This window comes from Kineococcus sp. NPDC059986 (assembly GCF_040702905.1).
In the GTDB taxonomy this organism is placed as follows: Bacteria; Actinomycetota; Actinomycetes; order Actinomycetales; family Kineococcaceae; genus Kineococcus.
The window spans coordinates 116645-136879 of record NZ_JBFBND010000006.1; the positions used below are offsets into that span (position 1 = coordinate 116645).

Sequence of the window (20235 nt, forward strand, 5' to 3'; positions counted from 1 at the left end):
ACGATGGACCGACACGTGCGGCGAGGAGGGGAGGACCACCGGGTGAGCGGGACGTCCAGGACCCGCCGGTCGTTCCTCGCGACCCTCGGTGCGAGCGCCCTCCTGGTGACCGCCGGCTGCTCGGACGGGGCCACCCCCGCCGGACCGGTCCTGTTCCACGAGGAGTTCCCCGACGACGCCGCCGAGGGGGAGTTCCGCCACGTCTACGGCGACCGGTTCGACGTCTACCCGACGGGGTGGCGGGACACGTCCAAGCGCGGGGTGTACCGGCCCGACCAGGTGCTGTCGGTGCAGGACGGCCGGTTGCGGTTCCGGCTGCAGCAGGTCGACGGCGAACCCGCGTCCGCGGCCGTCGTCCCGCGCCTGCCCCACTACGGCCAGCGCTACGGCCGCTACACCGTCCGCCTGCGCGCCGATCCCGTCCCGGGCTGGAAACTCGCGTTCCTGCTCTGGCCGGACAGCGAGCGGTGGCCGGACGACGGCGAGATCGACTTCCCCGACGCGGACCTGCAGCACACCGTCGGCGCCTTCCTGCACCACGCCGACCCCGCGGGGACGGTCGAGGAGTTCCCCACCGGAGCCCGGCTCGACGACTGGCACACCGCCGTCGTGGAGTGGAGTCCCGGCCTCGTCCGGTTCCTGCTCGACGGGACCCTCGTCGGGTCCTCGACGACCGGGGTGCCCGACACCTCCATGCACTTCGTCCTGCAGACCGAGACCGGCAGCACCGCGACCCGGCCCGGCGGACTGCCCACCGCGGAGGCGCTCGTGGAGGTCTCCGACGTGAGGATCGAGAGCCACCCGTGGACCTGACCCCCGCTCACCCCCTCGAGGAGCGCGCGTGAGCGCCGACACGCCCACCCGGCCGGCCCCCGAGGAGTCCGCGCCGCCGCCGGCACCGCCCTCGACGAGCCCCGCGGGGTCCTCGACGCTCTTCGGCCGCGGCCTCCTCTACGTCGTCGTCGCCGGCATGCAGCTCGTCTCCAGCGCCTTCGTCTCCCCCGTCCTGGCCCACGTCCTCGGCGACCCCGCGGCCCTGGGCACCCTGGCCCTCGCCGTCTCGGTGCACCAGCTGCTCATCGCCTTCGTCCTGCTCGGGGTCGACCAGGCCGCCGTCCTGCGCGCCAGCCAGGACGGCGACGACCGGGTGGCCCGCAGCCTGGCCACGACGGCGCTGCTGCTGGCGACGGCCTGCACGACCGTCGTCTGGGCCACCGCGGCCTGGTGGGGGCCGTTCACGGGGTTCACCGACCGGCCCGTCCTGTTCCTCACCGTCGTGTGGACGGTGCCGACGGCGGGCGCGTTCGTCGCCCTCGGGCTGCTGCTCGCCGCCGACCGCCTGCGGCCGTACACCGTCATCACCGCCGTCTCGACGGTCGGGGGACAGCTGCTGGGCGTCGGCCTCGTCCTGGGCCACGTCGAGGCGGCCGGTCCGACGGGCGTCGCCCGCTACGTCACGGGGCTCGTCGTCGCGGACGCCGTGGGGGCGGTCGCGGGGCTCCTCGTCACCCGGCCGCGCTGGCGCGGCGCCTTCCACCGCCCCACGGTCGGCCCCGCCCTCGCCTTCGGCGTCCCGCTCGTCCTCAGCGCCCTGTCCGGGTACGTGCTCAACGCCGGCGACCGCATCGTCCTGCAACGGCTCGTCGGGCCCGCCGAGGTCGGCCGCTACCAGATCGCCTACACGCTCGGCTACGTCGCGACCCAGGTCATCGCGCTGGCGAGCTCGCTGTGGACCCCGCGGTTCGCCGCCGTGGCCGACCGCGCCGAGCGCTGGGTGCTCGTCGGCGCGACCCGCGACACCATCTACCGGCTGCTGTCCCCGGTCGTGCTCGGCATCGTCCTGGGCGCGCCCGTGGCGCTGCGCGTCATCGCGCCGGAGAGCTTCCAGCCGGCCGGGCTGCTGGCCGTCGTCTACGTCGTCGTGCTGAGCGCCTACGCCGGCGCCGCGGGCACGGCGACGAGCCGCATGCTCGTCATCGAGCGCCGCACCCGTCCGCTGGCCGTCGTCTCGATGCTGGTGGCCGCGCTCAACATCGGCCTGAACCTCGTCCTCGTACCGCACTGGGGGGCCCTCGGGGCGGCCGTCGCCACGCTCGTCGCGTTCTGCGCGCTCAGCGCCGCTCAGCGCTGGTGCGCCCGGGGCCTGGGCACCTTCCCCCGGGCGTCCCGGCGGCTGCACGCCGAGATCCTCCTCGTCAGCGCGGTGGCGGGGGCGACGGTGCTGCTGCCGCAGGACACGACGACGAACGCGGTGCGCTTCGCGTTCGCCCTGGCCTGCCTGCCGTGGTGCCTGGTGCTGCTCCGGCGGGCCCGACGGGTGCTGTGACCTCACCGGCCGGGGCCCGGCCGGGGCCGGACACGGACGGGTGCACCCCGCCGGGTCGCAATCCGGCCGCGGCGCCCCGGACGGCCCACCCCCGCCCGGCGGGAGGTGCCCAGGACGGCTGCGGAGCGTGACGATCGAGGAGGACCCGGTGCCACCGGGTCCGGACGACGGGGGAGGGGGAGCCGTGGACGGACGTCTGCGCGCCGGCGCCACGGCGGTCGCGACGCTGCCCCTGCGCGGCGGGCTGTCGTTGCGCCGGGCCCACGAGCCGCGACCCGACGGTCCCGTCGCGCCCGCCGACGGGACGACGACCGGTCCCGGACCGGTGCCCTCGCGCCGTGGAACCCGGCTGCGGACGCGCCCGGTCCCGTCCAGGAACCCGTCGGCAGGGACGGTGGCACGTACCGCGGGGGGCCGGCCCGACGTCCGGGCCCTGCGCGTCCTGCACCTCCTGCGGGTCCCGCTCGTCGTCTCGCTCGTCCTGGCCGTCGCGGTCCCGGCCCTCGCCGCCCTCGGGCTGCACCCGCCCGGCCGGGCGCTCGCCGCGGTCCTGTTCGTCACGCTCGTCCCGGGGTTGCCGCTGGCGCTCGCCCTGCGGTTGCCGAACCTCCTCGTGACGGCCGCCCTGGCGGTCGCGCTGAGCTTCTCCTGGGCCCTCGTGCAGGGCACGGCCGCGCTCGTCACCGGGTTCTGGCACCCCGTGGGGTCCGCCTGGTCCGGCACGGTCCTCGCCCTGGCCGCCACGGCGGTCCTGCTGCGCCGCAGCCGTTCCGCCCGTGCCCGCGTGCAGGCGGTCGGGTGGCCCGCCACCCCCGGCCGGCGGCTGCGCGGCGGGCGGTTCCGGGTCCTGGCGCTGGCCCTGCTGCTGGCGGCGGCGGGTCTGTGGTGGTGGGGGACCCGGGACCTTCCCCTGGACCGCGTCTCGTCCCTGGGGCTGCTGCCCGTGCTCGGGTGGCGCATCGTCGCCGCCCTCGTCCTGACGGCCGTCGTCACGGTGCTGGCGCTGCGCCGCCGCGCCCCCGACCAGCTCGTCCTCGTCGGGGCGACCGTCCTGCTCGCCCTCGTCGGCTACACCACGGTGTCGGCCGCGGACGGGTACGGAAGCGTCCCGACGGCGTGGGTCCACGTCGGGTTCATCGAGTACGTCTCCACCCACGGCGCGGTCCCGGCCGGGGTCGACGCGCGCTTCAGCTGGCCGGCGTTCTGGGGGGCGGGCGCGCAGCTCGTCGCGCTCGCCGGGGTCCCCGACGCCCGGACCTTCCTCGTCCTGGCCCCGCTGTTCTCGGCCCTCGTGGACCTGCCCGCGCTGCTGCTCGTCGGCCGGGTCGTGACGGGGTCGCGGCGCTGGGCGTGGGCCGCCGTCTTCGCCGGCATGCTGACGAACTGGTACCAGCAGGACTACTTCTCCCCGCAGGCCACGGCCCTCACGTGCTACCTCGCCGTCCTCGCGACCTGCCTGTGGCTGGCCCGGCTGCCGGGTGCCGGGACGTCCCCGGCCGCGGCCGCCGGGACCTGGCGCCGTCGCGTCGCCGTGGCCCTGCACCGGACGCCCGCCGACCCGTCGGGCACGAGCCCGGCGTCCCTGCGCGCCCTTCTCCTCGCCCTCGTCCTCGTGACGGCCGGCATCGTCGCCGCCCACCAGCTCACGCCGCTGACGCTGCTGCTGACCCTCGGCGTGCTCACCGCGACCGGGCACGCCCGGTTCCGGTTCCTGTGGGTCGTCGCCGCCGTCCTGTTCGCCGGGTGGTTCAGCTACGGCGCCACCGACTTCTGGCGCGGGCACCTCGCGATGGTGCTGGGGGACGTCGGGCAGGTGGGGTCGTCCCTGGGGGCCGGGGTGGCCGACCGGCTCACGGGCGACCCCACGTACCAGCACGCCCAGTACGTGCGGATGGCCTGGTCGGGGCTGCTCTTCCTGCTCGCCCTCGGCGGCCTCGTCAAGGGGCGCCGCCGGCCCGGCGCGCTGCTGCTCGCCGGACTGGCCGGTGCCCCCTTCGGGCTCATGGCCGTGCAGAGCTACGGCGGCGAGGTCGTCATCCGCTGCTTCCTCTTCGCCTCCCCGGTGCTCGCACCGCTCGCGGTCGTGGCGCTGCGCGACCTCGTCGCGCCCGGCGCCGCCCGTCCCAGCCGCGGTCGGCACCGGCACCACGCCGTGCGTCCCGTGGTCACGGAGTCCGCGGTCGTCGCGGGTGCCGTGGCGCTCGCCGTGGTGGCGGGGTTGCTGCTCGTGGGCACGCGTGGCCTCAACACGTCCTTCGAACGCACGACCCCCGGACTCGTGGCGGCCTCCGAGCGGTACTTCGCCCTGGCCGGTCCGCACGACGCCGTCGCCACGACGCTCGAGGGGTCCGGCCTGGCCCCGCGGTACCCGGTCGCGTCGCCGAACGAACGGCTCCTCGACGTCGACGCCTGCCTGTCCGACGGGCTCGCGTCCTGCTTCGGCGACGACCCGCCGGAGTTCGTCCTGCTGAGCTCGGAGCAGGAGGCCCTCGGGGAGCTGCAGCAGGGCCGCTCCACGGGGTGGTTGTGGCAGTTCGGCGACCGCCTCACGAGTTCGGGCCGCTACCACGTCGTGGGGCGCTGGACCGACGCGCTCCTGCTGCAGCGCAGCGCCTGACGCACCCGCCGAACCACGAACCCACGTCCTGGAGGACCCGGTGCACCACCTCGTCGAACCGATCCTCGACGGCTCGCTCGCCGCGCTGTTCCCGCGTGGGGTGACCCGGGCGCTGGCGTCCTGGCTGGGTCTGGTCCTGCTCGCCGTCGCCGGTGCCGGCGCCCTGGCCCTCGACCTCCGCCGGCGGCCGGTGGTCGCGGGAGGTCCGGCCGCGTCCGCCGGCGCCGGCCGGTTCCTCACCCCGGTCCTCCTGACCGTCGTCGTCGGCTGCGGGCTGCTGGCCGCCCTGGCCACGCTCGTCCGGTTCTCGCTGGCGCTGTCGTCGTGACGGGGGTCCCGCGTCCGCTGCGACTGGCGTACCTCGTCTCCTCCTACCGGTCCGGCGAGCAGCTCGCGCGGTTGCTGCGCACCCTGCGACGCAACGACCCCGCCGCCGAGATCGTGCTGCTGCACAACGGCTTCGAGAACCCGCTCGACCCCGCCGTCGTCGACGCCGTCGACGGGCACCTGCACCTGACGACCGCACCGGTCGTCTGGGGGGACGCGAGCCTGGAACGCGAACGGCACCGCGTGCTGCGCTGGGTCCTGGCCGAGCTCGACGTCGACTGGGTCGTGACCCTGTCCGAGCAGGACTACCCGGTGGCCCCCGCCGCCGACCTGCACGCGCGACTGCGCGACACCCCGGCCGACGCGGTCCTCGACGCGCACCCCGTGGCCGCGACGGGCGACCCGGCCGTGGCCCGGGACCTGCGGCGGCGCTACGGGTTCCGGTACGCGACCCTGCCGTCGTGGCCCGGCGGTCGCCGGTCACCGCGGGCCCTGCGCCGCGCGGGCGAACTGCTGGCGGAGGTCCTCGAGCGGACCCAGCCGTTCGTGCGGCTGTACCTGCTGCCCGTCGGGACGGGGCTCCCGCCGAAGGTGGGCCGGCGCGCCGCACCGCCTGTCGCGGGGTGCGAGCTCTGGTGGGGTTCGGCCTGGTTCGCCCTGTCCCGGCGCGCCGTCGCCGCGCTCCTGCAGCGGTTCGAGACCCCCGAGGGCCAGGCCCTGCTGGACTTCTTCGACCACACGGTCATCCCGACGGAGGCCGTCGTGCCGACGCTGCTCGCCGCCGAACCCGGCCTCGTCGTGGAACGCGCCGCGCTGCACGAGATCCGGTTCAGCGACCCGGGCAGCGGCCGGCCCGACGAGTTCGGCGTGGCCGACCTGCCGCACCTGCTGGGGTCCGGGCGGTTCCTCGCCCGCAAGTTCACCCCGGGTGACCCCGTGCTCGACGCCCTCGACGTCGCGACCGGCCCGGCGCAGTCCGCCGTGGGTTCCCCCGGCTGACCGCGGCGCGAGCCCGGCCCGACCCATGCCGGGTTCCTGCCGGGTTCCTGCCGGGTTCCTGCCGGGTTCCGGCCGGGTTCCGCTCAGGCCCGGGCGCTGCGGGCGCGCAGGTACAGGGCGGGGCCGGCGAGCATCCCCGTGAGTTCGCGGCGCAGCAACCCCGGGACCGGGCCGGACGCGCTCTCGTGCGCGGTCGCCCGGTTCCGCCCGCGGACCCCGGCGACGGTCCCGGCGAGCCGGACCAGACCGGCGGGCACCGCCCGCAGCACCCCCGGCCGCGTCACGGGGTCCAGGAGCAGTTTCGCGTAGAACGCCGTCAGCCCCGTCCCGTAGCCGTACATCTGGTCCGCGAGTTCCGCGGCCGTGCTCCGGTGGTGGTGCCAGACCACGGCGGAGGGTTCGACCGCCAGGGCCCCGCCGTGCACCAGGGTCTGCACGAACGCGTCGAGGTCCTCGCCCCCGCGGGTGGCCGTCCCGGCGCCGAGGAGGACGTCGAACCCGCCGCGCCGCAACAGGTCCGCCCGGCGGAAGGCCACGTTGGCCCCCGTGCCGAACACCCCGGCCGCGTACGGGTGCATCGGGTTCTCCGCCCGCCCAGTCGCCCGGTCGAAGACCCGGGGGGCCCGCACCGTCGACCAGGAGACGCGCGCGTCGAAGTACGCCTCGACCTCGGTGTCGAGGGCGGCCGCGACGGCCAGACCCGTGACGCAGGCGACGTCGGGGCGGCGCGCGAAACCCCGGACCAGTCCGTGCACCCACCACGGGTCGACCCGCACGTCGTCGTCGGTGTACGCCACGACGTCACCCGTGGCCAGTTCCAGTCCGCGGTTGCGGGCGTGCGACAACCCCGGCACGTCCTGCCGCGCGTACCGCAGCCGCGGGTCGCGGGCGGCCGCCGCGGCCACGACGTCGCGCGTGGCGTCGTCGGCGGGGGCGTTGTCGACGACGAGGAGTTCGAGGTCGGGGTAGACGAGCCGGCCGAGGTGCTCCAGGCAGCGCGCGAGCACCTCGGGGCGGTTGCGCGTGCAGACGACGACGCTGACCTTCACGTCCGTGGGGACGTCGGCGAGCGCGTCCTTCGCGGGCGTCCCGGCCCGGCGCGCCCGGACCCGGTCGCGCGCCCCCGCGGGGAGGGCGGCCAGGAGGGCGGCGTCGTCCGGTCCCGGGTGGGCCGGGGCCGTGACGTACCCGAGGGGGTTGCCGTCGAGGCGGACCAGGACGCGGGAGGTGGCCGCCGTGGTGGGGGCGGCCCCGAGGGGTTCGCGGCCCGGCGCGAGGTCGACCTCCGTGCACCAGACGGGGAGGACGGGGAGCTCAGCCACGGCCCGCTCCCGTTCCCGTGCTGCGGGACAGGAGCCCGTACCCGTAGCCGACCGCGGTCGTGGCGAACCCGGCGACGACGGCGGCGGCCTGCTGCAGCCCGGCGGACCCGCGCCCCCGGGCGGTCGAGGCCACACCCCGCAGCACGGCCCGGGGCAGGACCCGGGTCGCGTACGACCGCTCGGAGGACAGGGCGTCCTGCGGACCGACGGCCGCCGCCACGACGGCCTTGGACCAGCCCTCCCAGAAGCACCGGCGCAGGAAGTAGCCGACGGTGGCGCGGTCCCGCCGCACCCGGTGGTGCACCACGGCGGTCGTCGTGTGGACGATCCGGGCGCTGCTGCGGCGGCGGCGCACGCGGATGGACAGTTCCGTCTCCTCGCAGCCGACCGGGTGGCGGCCGACCCGGCCGATCCCCGAGGTGAAACCCCCGGCGGCCAGGAGGTCCGCCCGCCGGAACCCCATGCTCGCGCCGATGGGGTTGCGGATCGCCGCACCGTCGCCCGGCAGGCCCTCGTAGCTGCAGCCGACGACCCAGAGGAACGCCTCGGGGAACCAGTCCGGCCGGCCGGGGGAGTCCCAGACCGGGACGGCGCTGCCCCCGGTGCCGACGACGTCCGTGTCGGCGTACGCGGCGACGCCCGCGGCGACCCAGTCCGCGTCGGGGCGGGCGTCGTCGTCGAGGAACAGCACGACGTCACCGGCCGCGGCGGCCGCCCCGGTGTTCCGCGCGCCCGACAGACCGCGCTCGAAGACGTTCTCCAGCACCGTCGTGCCCGGCCCCAGGGCCGTGCGCGCGAGGTCCAGCAGGTCCGGGGCGTGGTCGACGACGAGCAGCACCTCCTCGGCCGGGCGCGTCTGCGTGCGCAGCGCGGCGAGGCCGGCCACGAGGTCCTCCCACCGGTCGAGCGTGTAGGCGCAGACGACGACCGTCACGCTGGGCGGGGCGGTCCGGTCGCCGGAGCAGGGGGCGGGACCGGCCAGGACGTCGCTCACGAGATCTCCTGCGGGACGGGGCGGGTGGGGTTCTCGGGTGTGCTCCCGGTGGTGCTCCGGGAACGGGCTCCCGCACGGGCGTAGGCGAGCGGACCCCAGGGCATGCCGAGCAGTTCGCGCCGGACGAGCCGGCGGGCGTCCACCACCTCGACGGGCGCGACGTCGGCGGCGGGGTCCCGCGAGGGCTGGACGGTCGGGGGTGCGACGGAACGGGTCGCGGCCCGCGAGCGCGCCCACCGGAGCTTCTCGACGGCGGCCGCGGGGACGAGGGCCGCGAGGGCGTGCAGGTGTCGGCGGTCCTGCCGCACGAGGGCTGTGAGCATCGCGGTGAAACCCACCCCGTTGCCGTGCAGCTGCCGTTCCAGACCCGGTAGGTCCCGCCGGTGGGTGTGGTGCACGACGGCCGCCGGTTCGTACCCGAGGCGGCCCCCGCGCCAGAGGACCTCGACGAGGGCGGCGAGGTCCTCGCCACCGCGGGTCGGGGTCCCGGTGCCGAGGCGGACGTCGAAACCCCGCGGCAGCGCGGTGCGGCGGAACGCCATGTTGGCGCCGGCCCCGAAGGCCCCGATCCCGTAGACGGGGAACTCGCGGAGGACGGTCCCCGTGCCGTCGAGCTCCCGGACGCGGCCCGGCCGGCCCGGGACGGGCGCGACCTGGACGGGGGAGAGCCGTCGGGTCCCCCCGAAACCCCCGTAGTGCGCCTCGTAGGCGCGCTGCGCGGGGGTTTCGAGTTCGGCCGGGACGACGAGCCCGGTGACGACGTCCTCCTCGGGGTGCGCGGCGAACCGGGCGCCCAGGGCCAGGAGCCATCCCGGGTCGACCCGCACGTCGTCGTCGGTGAAGGCCACCACCTCGCCGTGGGCCGCCGCCAGTCCGGCGTTGCGGGCCTGCGAGATCCCGGGCCGGGGCGCGGGGACGCGGTGGACGCGCGGGTGGCGGGCGAGCAACCCCGGCAGCGGGTCGTCGGCGGGCACCACGGGCCGGTTGTCGACGAGCAGGAGTTCCACCGCCCCCGAACCCCCCGGGTGCTGCAGCGCCTCCAGAGCGGACAGGCACCGGTCGAGGTCCTCGACGCGCTGCACGACCGTCGGGACGACGACGCTCACCGTGGGCAGCCCCGCGGGGACCGCGACGGGTTCGGGGTCGGACACCCGCGCGGTGTGCACCGCGGTGGTCAGTTCCCGCCACCGCGCGTCGTGGGGGTCGAGGGGGAGCGGGAGTTCCGCGGTCGCCACCGGGCGGCCCCCGCACCGCACCAGGACCCACGCGGCGGTGCAGCGCTCGGGATCCGGGCGGGCGGCGAGATCCCCGTGCACAGCGGTGGACACGGCGGCGGCCACGGCCGTGGTGAGGTCCGGGGTGGTTCCCGGCGTGAACTCCTCGTCGAGGTCGACGGAGGTGACGAGCACGGCCGTCCCGGTGGTGGTCACGGTGGGTTCCTCCCTCCTCCTGCGCGTGCGTCCCGTCGCGTTCGCGCGGGGACGTCTCCTCACTCACGGTAGGGCTGACGGGCATCCCGAGGGGGTGTGGGGAACCGGAACGGACGAACGCGCTGGGCCGTTGGTGACAGCGGGGAGCGGCGGGACGCCGCGCACCGCAACGGATCGGTGGCGGTGCTGGCTGCGGGGACCCCGGGCAGGCGGGTCCGGAACGCTGCCCGTCGCGGTGCCGTTCGTCACGCAGCGTGGTCAGGAGGCGTTCGGGGTGCGCCGGACGGGTGGCCGGGTGCGCCGGTCGTGTCAGGTCCGTGTCCGGACGGTGCGCGTCCTCCTACGATCGGCGGAGTCGTACAGCGGTCCCGCCCACGGGACCGCCCGTGAGGGCACGTGAAGATCCGCCGGGCGTCCTTGGTCGCCGTGGCCCGGCGGGGAGCGAGAGGCGAAACCGGGCCCCTGATTCCTCAGGGAGCATCATGTCGAACGCATTCCCCACCGTCGCGGCCGGACCCACGGTCAGCGTCGTCATCCCCACCTACAACGAGGCCGCGAACCTCCCGCACGTGTTCGCCCTCCTCCCCGACGTCCACGAGGTCGTCCTCGTCGACGGCCGCAGCGTCGACGGGACCGTCGAGACCGCCCGGGCCCTGCGTCCCGACGTCAAGGTCGTGCTGCAGAACCGTCGCGGCAAGGGCAACGCCATGGCGTGCGGTTTCGCCGCCGCCACGGGCGAGGTCATCGTCATGCTCGACGCGGACGGGTCCGCGGACCCGCGGGAGATCCCCGCGTTCGTCCAGGCCCTCGTGGAGGGCGCGCACTTCGCCAAGGGCACGCGCTTCGCGGCCGGCGGCGGCAGCAGCGACATCACCCGGTTGCGCCGCGTCGGCAACGCCGGCCTGAACCTGGCGGCCAACCTGCTGTTCGGCACGCGGTACTCCGACCTCTGCTACGGCTACAACGCGTTCTGGCGCGACTGCCTCCCGGCCCTGGACCTCGACGCGAGCGGTGAAGCGGTCGACGCCAAGCACTGGGGCGACGGTTTCGAGATCGAGACCATCATCAACACCCGCATCGCCAAGGCCGGGCTGACGATCACCGAGGTGCCGAGCTACGAGTTCGACCGCATCCACGGCGAGAGCAACCTCAACACCTTCCGCGACGGGTTCCGCGTCCTGCGGGCGCTGCTCACCGAGCGGTTCCGCGCCGCAGCGCCCGTGCAGGTGCCCGCCCGTCGCCCGATCGCTGCGGCCCCCGTGGTGGCTCCCGTCGTGGAGAGCGCCGGCCCGCGCGTCGTCGTGCTGCCCGACGTGTCCCTGGCCGACGCCCCCGCGGTCGCCGGCTGAACCGGGGCGCCCGGACCTGCGGAGCCGGACCCGCCGGGGTCCGCGTGGGAGGATCGGCCGCCCGTCCGTCCCGTCGCGAGGAGCCGTCCGTGGGTCTGCGTCCGCCGGGTCCCCGGCTGCCCTGGACGACGGCCGCCGGGTTCCGCCGGGCCCGCGACCGTCGGCTGCTCGGGCTGCGCGCCCTGCCGGTCACGGCGGACTGGCGCGTGGAGGGCCACCTCGTCGAGGTCTCCACCCGGTTCCCCGCACCCAACGTCCTCCTGGCCGAGCACGCGCACGCCGAACTCGCCCTGACCGGTCCCTACGCCGGCCGGACGGCCTACGTGGCCTCCGTCCTCGCGCGGCCGGCCGACGCGGGGCGGCGTGGTGTGCGGCGGGTCCGGGACGACGTGCTCCTGCTGACGAGCGTCGAGGCCCTCGGGGCGCCGACCGAGCTCGTCGTCGGGTTCTCCGCCTCCGGCGAGCCGGTGCCCTTCCGGTCCGGAACGGCCCAGCTGGCGGTCCTCGCCGGGGCGCTGCGGTCGGCCGGACCGTCGGTCGCGGTCCGCGAACGCGACTTCCTCGCCGTGGGCGACACCTCCGTCAGCCTCGTCGGGCCCTGGCCGCCGGACGGGCCGACGGGCGTGGACCGGATCGTCCCGGCACGGCTGGCCCTGCTGGCCGAACTCGCCGACGCCCTCGAGCGCGGCGAGATCTGAGAACTCCCGCACTCCGGTGCGGGCCGCGGTGCAGCGACCGGCGCCCTGGGCGTGGGCGCCCGCTCGCCGGGCTGCGCTGCGCGAACGCGGGCGCCGTCCCCTCCTGGGCATGCAGGACGGGGTCGGCGCCCGTCGTCGTTCCGTGGCCGATCGCCGTCCGGGGGACCCGCTGCCGCGCAGTGCTTCCGGGCCACCCCGGACGGCCGAGCGACCTCCTGCGCCGAACGGTGGACCCGTCGCCGAAACCCCCCGCGCCCACCGTCCCGCCCCGTTCACTGGGAGCGTGAACCCGATGCGGACCCGCACCGCCCTGGCCGGCGTCGCCGCCGGCGCCGCCTGGTTGTCCTTCGCCAGCGACGGCCTGCCCGCCCGAGCGGCCGTCGGCGCCGTCCTCGTCCTGCTGCCCGCCGTGACGCTCGCGGGCCACGTGCGCTCGGTGGGGCGGCGGTCCCGCGGTCCCGCCGTCCTGCCCGTCGTGGCCGCCGGGGTCACCGCGCTGGCCCTCGCGGGGGAGGACCTGGGGCTGCGCCTCGGCACCGAGGGGGGACCCGCGCTCGTGGCCCTCGCCCTGGCCCTGTGGACCGCGCTGCTGCTGCGCCGCCCCGCCCGGTCCGCGGACGCCCCGCTCCCGGCGTCCCTCGTCGCGCAGGCCCCGTTCGTCCCGGTGGTGCCCGCGCCCCTGAGCCCCGCCGACCTGCCCGTGTCCCTGCCCGTGTCCCTGCCCGTGTCCCTGCCCGTGTCCCAGCCCGTGTCCCAGCCCGTGTCCCAGCCCGTGTCCCAGCCCGTGTCCCAGCAGCTGTCCCAGCCCGTGGCCCCGCAGCCGCCGCTGCCGGCCGCCCCGGTGGTGCCCGCGGCGCGGGTCGCTCAGACGAGGCGGTAGAGCGCGACCCAGTCGACCTGCACGTGCCCGGCGGCGCCGGCCGGGGGAGTCCCGCCGGAGGTCTCGGTCTGCAGGACCAGGTGCATCGGCCGGTCCGGGGACACGGGCGTCGACCCCACGAGCACCCCGTCGAGCAGGAACCGCACCCCCTCCGGTCGCCACTCGACCGTCGCGACGTGCCAGTCCGTCGCGCGCACCCCGGTGTCGACGGCCAGCGCGTTCTGCTCCGGGGCGCCGGGTCGGTGCACGAAGCCGTGCACGGTCCCGTCCAGGTCGCCCTCGGGGAAGTCGACCTCGCCGTCGGACCAGTCGTCGGAGTCCGGCCACAGCAACCAGGCCGTCTTGTACCCGGGGACGGCGTCGGCGCGGTAGCGCACGGAGTACCGGCCGTACGTCCAGCCGCCCCACTGCCCGTCGCGCAGCGGGACGGGGGCGGCCACCAGCGGTGTCCCGCCCTCGGTGCGCACGTGCAGGTCGAGCACGCCGTCGTCGACGGACACCACGCGCGCGGGGCGGTAGGTCCCGGCCCCGCTGGTGTCGTGCGCCCCGTCGTACCCGGTCCACCGGCCGGCGTAGGCGGGGCCCGGGAAACCGCCGAGGGGGACGTAGGTCGTGAAGTCGTCGACGAGGACCTGCCGCCACCCGGGCAGGTCTCCCCGGGGCGCCCCCGTGCCCTGCGGGGTCGCGGGCGCAGCGGGTGCCCCGGCGGGAGCCGGCGTGCGGACGTCGCGCAGTCCGCGGGTCACCGTCGCCGGGCGGCCTGCACCGCCCGCGTCGGCGGGAGCGGCGACCACGACCGCGACCGTCGCGGCGAGGAGGGCGGCGCCGGCGACCGAGCGGGGGGAGGTGCGAGGGCGCATCGGTCCTCCCGGGGTCCCGGCGCTCACGGCCGAGCGCGCGCTCAGAACTCTACGTGTCCGAGGTGTTGCTAGGCGTGACAACGGCGGACTCCGGTGCTCCGGGTGTCGGTGCCTCAGGTCCTCACCTACGGTGTGGTCCGTCCGAGCGAACAGCTTGGACACAGCACACCCACAGCGAAGGAGCTCCTGGTGTCGCCTCTCGCCGCCCCGGCCGTCCTGGACCGGCAGCGCACCGTCGCCCCGCCGGGGTTCAACCGGTGGCTCGTCCCCCCGGCCGCCCTCGCGGTCCACCTCTGCATCGGTCAGGTGTACGCGACGAGCGTCTACAAGACCGCCCTCGTCAGCCACTTCGACGTCAGCCAGACGCGGATCGGGCTGGTCTTCTCGATCGCCATCGTCATGCTCGGCCTGTCCGCCGCGGTGTGCGGCACGTGGGTCGACCGCAGCGGCCCCCGCAAGGCCATGGCGGCCTCGGCCACCTGCTGGGTCACGGGGTTCCTCGTCGGCGCGCTCGGCATCGCGACCGGGCAGTTGTGGCTGCTCTACCTCGGGTACGGCGTCATCGGCGGGATCGGCCTCGGCATCGGTTACATCTCGCCCGTCTCGACGCTCATCAAGTGGTTCCCCGACCGGCCCGGGCTCGCCACCGGCATGGCCATCATGGGGTTCGGCGGCGGTGCGCTCATCGCCAGCCCGCTCTCGACGCGGTTGCTGTCGCTCTACGACCCGGCCTACGACTCCACCGTCACCGGCAGCGCCCCCGCGGGATCGGCCGTGGCCCTGCTGTTCCTCACCTTCGCCGTGGTGCACGCGCTGTTCATGGCCTACGGCGCGGCGACGATCCGGGTGCCCGCGCCGGGGTGGGTCCCCGACGGCTTCGACCCCGCCTCGGTCCGCGGCAAGGCGCTCGTGACGACAGCGAGCGTCTCGGCGCGCAACGCCGTCCGGACCCCGCAGTTCTGGCTGCTGTGGGTCGTCCTGTTCTGCAACGTCACCGCCGGCATCGGGATCCTGGAACAGGCCTCACCGATGATCCAGGACTTCTTCCGTTCCGGCAGCGGCGCTTCCGCCGTGTCGGTCGCCGCCGCCGGGGGTTTCGTCGGCCTGTTGTCGATGGCGAACATGGCCGGGCGGTTCGTGTGGTCCTCGACGTCGGACGTCATCGGGCGCAGACCCGTGTACATGGGGTACCTCGGCATCGGGCTCGTCGCGTACTTCCTCCTCGCGACGTTCGGGCAGCGCAGCACCGCGTTGTTCGTGCTGTTCGCCGTCGTCATCCTGTCGTTCTACGGCGGGGGTTTCGCGACCGTCCCGGCCTACCTGCGCGACCTGTTCGGCACCTTCCAGGTCGGCGCGATCCACGGCCGGTTGCTCACCGCCTGGTCGGCCGCCGGCATCGCCGGTCCGCTCATCGTCAACGGGTTCCTCGACGCGCAGGGCGACCCCGGCAGCCTCACGGCCGCCGCGTACCGCCCGGCGCTGCTGACGATGGTCGCCGTCCTGGCCGTGGGGTTCGTGGCCAACCTCCTCGTCCGCCCGGTCTCGGAACGTTTCCACGAGCCTGCGCAGGACCGGCGTCCGAGCGGACGGGGGACCCGGTGAACGCCCGGGGCCGGGTCGTCGCCGGCTGGGCGCTCGTCGGGATCCCGCTGGCCTACGGCGTCGTGGAGACCCTCGTGCGGGCCTCGCGGTTGTTCACCGGCTGAGGGTCCTCACCGGCGCAGGGGGACGGTCCGGGCCCCCGTCACCGCGACGAGGTCGGCGGGGGCCAGTTCCACCTGCAACCCCCGCCGGCCCGCGCTGACGAGGACGGTGGCGAAACCCTGCGCCGAGTCGTCGAGGAACGTCGGCAGGGCCGTGCGCTGCCCGAGCGGGCTGATGCCGCCCACGACGTACCCGCTGCTGCGCTGCGCCCGGGCGGGATCGGCCATGGCGGCCTTCTTGCCGCCCGCGGCCGCCGCCAGGGCCTTCAGGTCGAGCATCCCCGCGACGGGGACGACCGCGCACACCAGGTGCCCGTCGACGTCGGCCAGCAGCGTCTTGAAGACGCGGTGCTCGTCGACGTCCAGACCGCCCGCCCGCAACGCCCGCACCGCGTCGTCACCGAAGCCGTCCCCGGCGTGCGCACCCGTCGCGTACGGGTGCGCCGTGTGCGCGACGCCGCGGTCGGCCAGCACCTTCAGCGCCGGGGTCCCGGCGTCCGCCCGCTTCGCCACCGCGGACCCTCCCTAGTTCGAGTTCACGGGCCAGACGGGCAGTTCCGTGGCCGGGACCGCGCCGAACGTGCTGATGAGCGAGGTCTCGCGCCGCAGCAGCTCGAGCTCGGCCTGCAGCCGGGCGACGGTGTCGGGCGCCTCCAGGAGCCGCTGCCGCTGGTCGACGTCGAGGACCGCGGCGGCCGCGACGAGGTAGGACAGCACCCGCGGGTCGTCGGGCGCCTCGGCCCCGCCGATGTCGAGCACGTCCCGGTACTCGTCGAACGAGCGGCTCACCGCGTCGGCCAGCACCGTCAGCCGGCCGTCGCTGTCGTCGTCCTCGACGTCGTCGTCGCCGAACGGCTCCACCAGGCCGGTGAGGTACGGCGTCCCCGCGGACTCGTCGATGCCGACGAGCCGGAAGCGGCTCGCCCCGACCGTGACGATCTCGTAGCGCCCGTCCTCGGTCTCGGAGACCTCCCGGACCAGAGCCACACACCCCACGGTGTGCAGGGCCTGCAGGTTGCCTGTCCCGACCTCGTGACCGGACTTGATGGCGACGACGCCGAAGCCCCGCACGTCCGCGTCCTCGGCGTCCTCGCCGGGCGCGAGCCCCGTGTCCGGGCCGGCGTCGTCGCCGAGGTCACCGACGAGGTCCTGGACGAGCACCCGGTACCGGGGTTCGAACACGTTGAGGGGCAGCACCAGTCCGGGGAACAGGACACTGCCCAGCGGGAACAGCGGGAGGCGTTGCGGCACGCGGGCCACCCTAGGACCTCCGGCTCGTAGACTCCTGCCCCGTGAGCACCCCCGCCCCGTTCCTGCGCCGCATCGACCTGCGCGGGCAGGTCCTGGACGCGATGTCGCTGCGCGCGGTCGTCCCGCGCGCCGACGTGGACGTCGCGGCCGCCCTGGCGAGCGTCGCCCCGATCTGCGAGGACGTCCGCGCCCGCGGTGTTCCCGCCCTGCTGGAGCTGACCGAGCGCTTCGACGGCGTCCGCACCGATGACGTCCGGGTGCCGGCGCAGGCGCTCACCGACGCGCTCGCCGCCCTGGACCCCGACGTCCGCGCGGGGCTGGAGGAGTCGATCCGCCGTGCGCGCCTCGTCGCCACCGACCAGCTGCGCGGCACCACCACGACGGAGGTCGTCCCGGGCGGTCGCGTCTCCGAGCGCTGGGTGCCCGTCGGCCGGGTCGGGCTCTACGTGCCCGGCGGCCGGGCCGTCTACCCCTCCAGCGTCGTCATGAACGTCGTGCCCGCGCAGGTCGCGGGGGTCGGCTCGATCGCCGTGACCACCCCGGCGCAGAAGGAGTTCGGCGGGTCCGGCCACCCGACGGTCCTCGCCGCGTGCGCGCTGCTGGGCGTCGAGGAGGTCTACGCCGTCGGCGGGGCCCAGGCCATCGCGATGTTCGCCTACGGGGCGCGCGACGCCGACGGGACCGTCGTCGTCGAACCCGTCGACGTCGTCACCGGGCCGGGCAACATCTACGTCGCCTCGGCCAAGCGGTACGTCCAGGGGACCGTCGGCATCGACTCCGAGGCCGGCCCCACCGAGATCGCCGTCCTCGCCGACGCCACGGCCGACCCCGGCCACGTCGCCGCCGACCTCGTGAGCCAGGCCGAGCACGACCCGATGGCCGCCGCCGTCCTCGTCACCGACTCCCCGCAGCTCGCCGACGCCGTCGACGCCGCCCTGGTCGGCCGCGTCGCGGCGACCAAGCACGCCGGGCGCATCGAGCAGGCCCTGCGCGGCCCGCAGTCCGCGGTCGTCCTCGTCGACGACGTCGAGGCCGGCCTGGCCGTCGTCGACGCCTACGCCGCCGAGCACCTGGAGATCCAGACCGCCGACGCCGCCGCCGTCGCGGCCCGGGTGCGCAACGCCGGCGCGGTCTTCGTCGGGCCGCACACGCCGGTCTCCCTCGGCGACTACTGCGCAGGCTCCAACCACGTCCTGCCGACCGGCGGGACGGCCTCGTTCTCCGGTGGTCTCAGCGTGCAGACGTTCCTGCGCGGCATCCACGTCGTGGAGTACGACGAGCGGGCGTTGCGCGAGGTCGCGCCGCACGTCGTCGCGCTCGCGCAGTCCGAGGACCTGCCTGCCCACGGCGAGGCCGTCAGCGCCCGATTCGAGGGGACCGCCCCGTGACCGACGAGACCCCCGACGTCCCCGAGTTCGACTTCGACGCCGAGTTCGCCAAGGCCTTCGGCCCGAAGAAGCCCGTCCGCTCCGTGATCGTCGCGGGCATCGCGCAGGCGCGGGCGCTCGCCGACCTCCTGCCGGCCCACGACGTCCACGCGCACGTCGTGGCCGTGAAGGGGATCGGCACGGTGCTCGTCACCCACGACCCGGGCACGGGGGAGCAGGACGTGCAGACGCTGTCCACCGCCGTCCCGCAGGCCGAGTTCGTCCTGTTCACCGTCGGCGAGGAGTCGATCGAGGGGCAGACGTGGACGGGCGGCACCCGTGGGGACGACCCGAAGCCGGGTCTGCTGCTGTCGGTGTGGCCGGACCTCGTCCAGGACCTCGTCCTCGGCAAGGCCGACCCCGCCGAGCACGCCGTCCCCGACGAGGAACCCCGCAAGGGCGCGTTCTGGAAGCGGCGACGCGGTCGCGACGACGACCCCGCCTGACCGCCACCCGCACCCGCCGCCCCTGACCCTCCGTCACCGCGGCCCCGGTCCCTGGGGGGATCGTTGACGCCACGCGCCGGTAGGTTCGGCTCGTAGCGTCGACGAGTCCACCCGGCGACGCCTCCGAGGTGACGGAGCGTGACGGGGTGGGGTCGGGCGTCAGGAGTCGAAGCGCGCGGCGGCCCGCATCTTGTTCGTCACGTCGAGCGCGGCCACCTTGTACGCCTCGGACAGCGTCGGGTAGTTGAAGACCGTGTCGACGAGGTGGTCGACGGTCCCGCCGCACGTCATGACCGCCTGCCCGACGTGCACGAGCTCCGTGGCCGACGTCCCGACGACGTGCACGCCGAGCAGCTTGCGGTCCTCCGTCGAGACGAGCAGCTTGAGCTTGCCGTGCGAGTCGCCGACGATCGCGCCACGCGCGAGCTCGCGGTACCGGGCCACCCCGACCTCGTAGGGGACGGCCGCGCGGGTCAGCTCGTCCTCGGTGTGACCGCAGTAGCTGATCTCGGGGATCGAGTAGATCCCGATGGGCTGCAGCTCGATGAGCGAGTTCACCTGCTCGCCGAACGCGTGGTACGCGGCGAGGCGGCCCTGCTCCATGGAGGTGGAGGCCAGCGCCGGGAAGCCGATGACGTCGCCGACGGCGTAGATGTGCTCGACCTCGGTGCGGAACTGCTTGTCGACGACGAGCCGGCCGCGCTTGTCGGCCTCCAGGCCGGCGGCGGAGAGGTCGAGGGAGTCCGTCGCACCCTGGCGGCCCGCGGAGTACAGGACGGTGTCGGCGGGGATCCGCTTGCCCGAGGCGAGGGTCGTGACGGTGCCCTGCCCGTCGGCCTGGACCTTGACGACGGACTCGCCGAGGCGGAACGCCACGCGCAGGTCGCGCAGCTCGAACTTCAGGGCCTCGACGATCTCGGAGTCGCAGAAGTCCAGGAAGTTCGGGCGCGACTCCACGACGGTGACCTTGGTGCCCAGCGCCGCGAACATCGAGGCGTACTCGATGCCGATGACACCGGCGCCCACGACGACGAGGGTCTGCGGGATCTCGGCGAGCTGCAGCACACCGTCGGAGTCGACGACGCGGCCGGAGCCGAAGTCGACGTCGGCGGGGCGGGCGGGGCGGGTGCCGACGGCGATGACGAACTTGTCGGCGGTGAGGTGGCGGACCGGCAGGCCCGGGGCCTCGACGGCGACGCTGTTCGGGCCGGTGAAGCGGGCCATCCCGTCGTACAGGTCGACGCGGTTGCGCGAGAGCTGGTCGCGCACGACCTCGGCCTCGCGGCGCACGACGTGGGTGGTGCGGGCCGACAGGTCGGCCATCGTGATGTCCTGCTTGACGCGGAAGTTCGCGCCGTAGACGTCGCGCACGCTCATGCCCGTCAGGTGCACGACCGCCTCGCGGAGCGTCTTGGACGGGATCGTCCCCGTGTTGACGCAGACACCGCCCATCATCGAGCCGCCGTCCACGAGGGCCGCGTGCTTGCCGAGCTTGGCCGCCGCGATGGCCGCCTTCTGCCCGCCGGGGCCGGAACCGAGGACCAGGAGGTCGTAGTGGTCGCGCATGGTCACATCTTCGGCACCCTGACCGCGATTCTGCAGCCGT

Annotated in this window: 18 protein-coding genes; 11 read left to right on the forward strand and 7 right to left on the reverse strand. The window is 75.5% G+C overall.

Going from position 1 to position 20235, the window contains the following annotated elements:
• Positions 1–42 precede the first annotated feature (42 nt).
• The 5 genes from AB0637_RS07045 (at position 43) to AB0637_RS07065 (ending at position 6269) form a co-directional block, all read left to right on the forward strand.
• Positions 43–813, forward strand: coding sequence for a family 16 glycosylhydrolase (locus AB0637_RS07045; RefSeq protein ID WP_366170723.1), 771 nt, complete (start codon positions 43–45; stop codon positions 811–813).
• 28 nt (positions 814–841) lie between these two features.
• Positions 842–2326, forward strand: coding sequence for an oligosaccharide flippase family protein (locus AB0637_RS07050; protein ID WP_366170725.1), 1485 nt, complete (start codon positions 842–844; stop codon positions 2324–2326).
• 184 nt (positions 2327–2510) lie between these two features.
• Entirely contained in the window at positions 2511–4943 is a 2433-nt protein-coding gene (locus AB0637_RS07055; RefSeq protein WP_366170727.1) for a serine/threonine protein kinase, read from the forward strand.
• Positions 4944–4983: 40 nt separating this feature from the next.
• Entirely contained in the window at positions 4984–5271 is a 288-nt protein-coding gene (locus tag AB0637_RS07060; RefSeq protein WP_366170729.1) for a hypothetical protein, read from the forward strand.
• Positions 5268–6269 carry a hypothetical protein gene (locus AB0637_RS07065; RefSeq protein ID WP_366170731.1) on the forward strand — a complete coding sequence of 334 codons (1002 nt, stop codon included), beginning with the start codon at positions 5268–5270 and terminating at the stop codon, positions 6267–6269. The genes AB0637_RS07060 and AB0637_RS07065 overlap by 4 nt, the downstream gene beginning before the upstream one ends.
• Positions 6270–6352: 83 nt before the next feature.
• On the opposite strand, the gene AB0637_RS07070 is transcribed toward AB0637_RS07065, so the two are convergent.
• The 3 genes from AB0637_RS07070 to AB0637_RS07080 are packed head-to-tail and all read right to left on the reverse strand — an operon-like array spanning position 6353 to position 10015.
• The gene (locus AB0637_RS07070) at positions 6353–7591 is read right to left on the reverse strand and encodes a glycosyltransferase (RefSeq protein WP_366170733.1); all 1239 of its coding nucleotides are present in this window, start codon (positions 7589–7591) and stop codon (positions 6353–6355) included.
• Positions 7584–8585, reverse strand: coding sequence for a glycosyltransferase family 2 protein (locus AB0637_RS07075; protein ID WP_366170735.1), 1002 nt, complete (start codon positions 8583–8585; stop codon positions 7584–7586). The genes AB0637_RS07070 and AB0637_RS07075 overlap by 8 nt, the downstream gene beginning before the upstream one ends.
• Positions 8582–10015, reverse strand: coding sequence for a glycosyltransferase (locus tag AB0637_RS07080; RefSeq protein WP_366170737.1), 1434 nt, complete (start codon positions 10013–10015; stop codon positions 8582–8584). The genes AB0637_RS07075 and AB0637_RS07080 overlap by 4 nt, the downstream gene beginning before the upstream one ends.
• A 482-nt stretch (positions 10016–10497) precedes the next feature.
• Between AB0637_RS07080 and AB0637_RS07085 the strand changes: the two genes are divergently transcribed.
• From AB0637_RS07085 to AB0637_RS07095, 3 genes are all read left to right on the forward strand, one after another.
• Positions 10498–11364: a glycosyltransferase family 2 protein gene (locus AB0637_RS07085; protein WP_366170739.1), complete on the forward strand. Its 867-nt coding sequence runs from the start codon at positions 10498–10500 to the stop codon at positions 11362–11364.
• 89 nt (positions 11365–11453) lie between these two features.
• Positions 11454–12062 (forward strand): hypothetical protein, encoded by a 609-nt coding sequence (locus tag AB0637_RS07090; protein ID WP_366170741.1) that lies wholly within the window; start codon positions 11454–11456, stop codon positions 12060–12062.
• 283 nt (positions 12063–12345) lie between these two features.
• Positions 12346–12942 carry a hypothetical protein gene (locus AB0637_RS07095; RefSeq protein WP_366170743.1) on the forward strand — a complete coding sequence of 199 codons (597 nt, stop codon included), beginning with the start codon at positions 12346–12348 and terminating at the stop codon, positions 12940–12942.
• On the opposite strand, the gene AB0637_RS07100 is transcribed toward AB0637_RS07095, so the two are convergent.
• Positions 12927–13802, reverse strand: a complete 876-nt coding sequence (locus AB0637_RS07100) for a glycoside hydrolase family 16 protein (protein ID WP_366170745.1) — start codon at positions 13800–13802, stop codon at positions 12927–12929. The genes AB0637_RS07095 and AB0637_RS07100 overlap by 16 nt on opposite strands.
• 189 nt (positions 13803–13991) lie before the next feature.
• Between AB0637_RS07100 and AB0637_RS07105 the strand changes: the two genes are divergently transcribed.
• Positions 13992–15404, forward strand: coding sequence for an OFA family MFS transporter (locus tag AB0637_RS07105; protein WP_366170747.1), 1413 nt, complete (start codon positions 13992–13994; stop codon positions 15402–15404).
• 110 nt (positions 15405–15514) lie between these two features.
• On the opposite strand, the gene ybaK is transcribed toward AB0637_RS07105, so the two are convergent.
• The gene (ybaK, locus tag AB0637_RS07110; RefSeq protein WP_366170749.1) at positions 15515–16018 is read right to left on the reverse strand and encodes a Cys-tRNA(Pro) deacylase; all 504 of its coding nucleotides are present in this window, start codon (positions 16016–16018) and stop codon (positions 15515–15517) included.
• Between the two features lie 12 nt (positions 16019–16030).
• On the reverse strand, positions 16031–16756 hold the full coding sequence (locus AB0637_RS07115; RefSeq protein WP_366170751.1) for an LON peptidase substrate-binding domain-containing protein: 726 nt from the start codon (positions 16754–16756) through the stop codon (positions 16031–16033).
• A gap of 101 nt (positions 16757–16857) precedes the next feature.
• Here AB0637_RS07115 and hisD point away from each other — a divergent pair, with 101 nt between their 5' ends.
• Positions 16858–18144 carry a histidinol dehydrogenase gene (gene hisD / locus AB0637_RS07120; RefSeq protein WP_366170817.1) on the forward strand — a complete coding sequence of 429 codons (1287 nt, stop codon included), beginning with the start codon at positions 16858–16860 and terminating at the stop codon, positions 18142–18144.
• Positions 18141–18629, forward strand: coding sequence for a hypothetical protein (locus AB0637_RS07125; protein WP_366170753.1), 489 nt, complete (start codon positions 18141–18143; stop codon positions 18627–18629). The genes hisD and AB0637_RS07125 overlap by 4 nt, the downstream gene beginning before the upstream one ends.
• Positions 18630–18788: 159 nt before the next feature.
• On the opposite strand, the gene sthA is transcribed toward AB0637_RS07125, so the two are convergent.
• A complete protein-coding gene (gene sthA / locus AB0637_RS07130) occupies positions 18789–20195 on the reverse strand; it encodes a Si-specific NAD(P)(+) transhydrogenase (RefSeq protein WP_366170755.1) in 1407 nt (468 codons plus the stop codon).
• Positions 20196–20235 lie beyond the last annotated feature (40 nt).

Bases quoted from the DNA above. Each gene is read 5' to 3' on its own strand.
- AB0637_RS07085 (WP_366170739.1), top strand. From the start codon at position 10,498: ATGTCGAACGCATTCCCCACCGTCGCGGCCGGACCCACGGTCAGCGTC.
- AB0637_RS07100 (WP_366170745.1), bottom strand. From the start codon at position 13,802: ATGCGCCCTCGCACCTCCCCCCGCTCGGTCGCCGGCGCCGCCCTCCTC.
- hisD (WP_366170817.1), top strand. From the start codon at position 16,858: ATGTCGCTGCGCGCGGTCGTCCCGCGCGCCGACGTGGACGTCGCGGCC.
- sthA (WP_366170755.1), bottom strand. From the start codon at position 20,195: ATGCGCGACCACTACGACCTCCTGGTCCTCGGTTCCGGCCCCGGCGGG.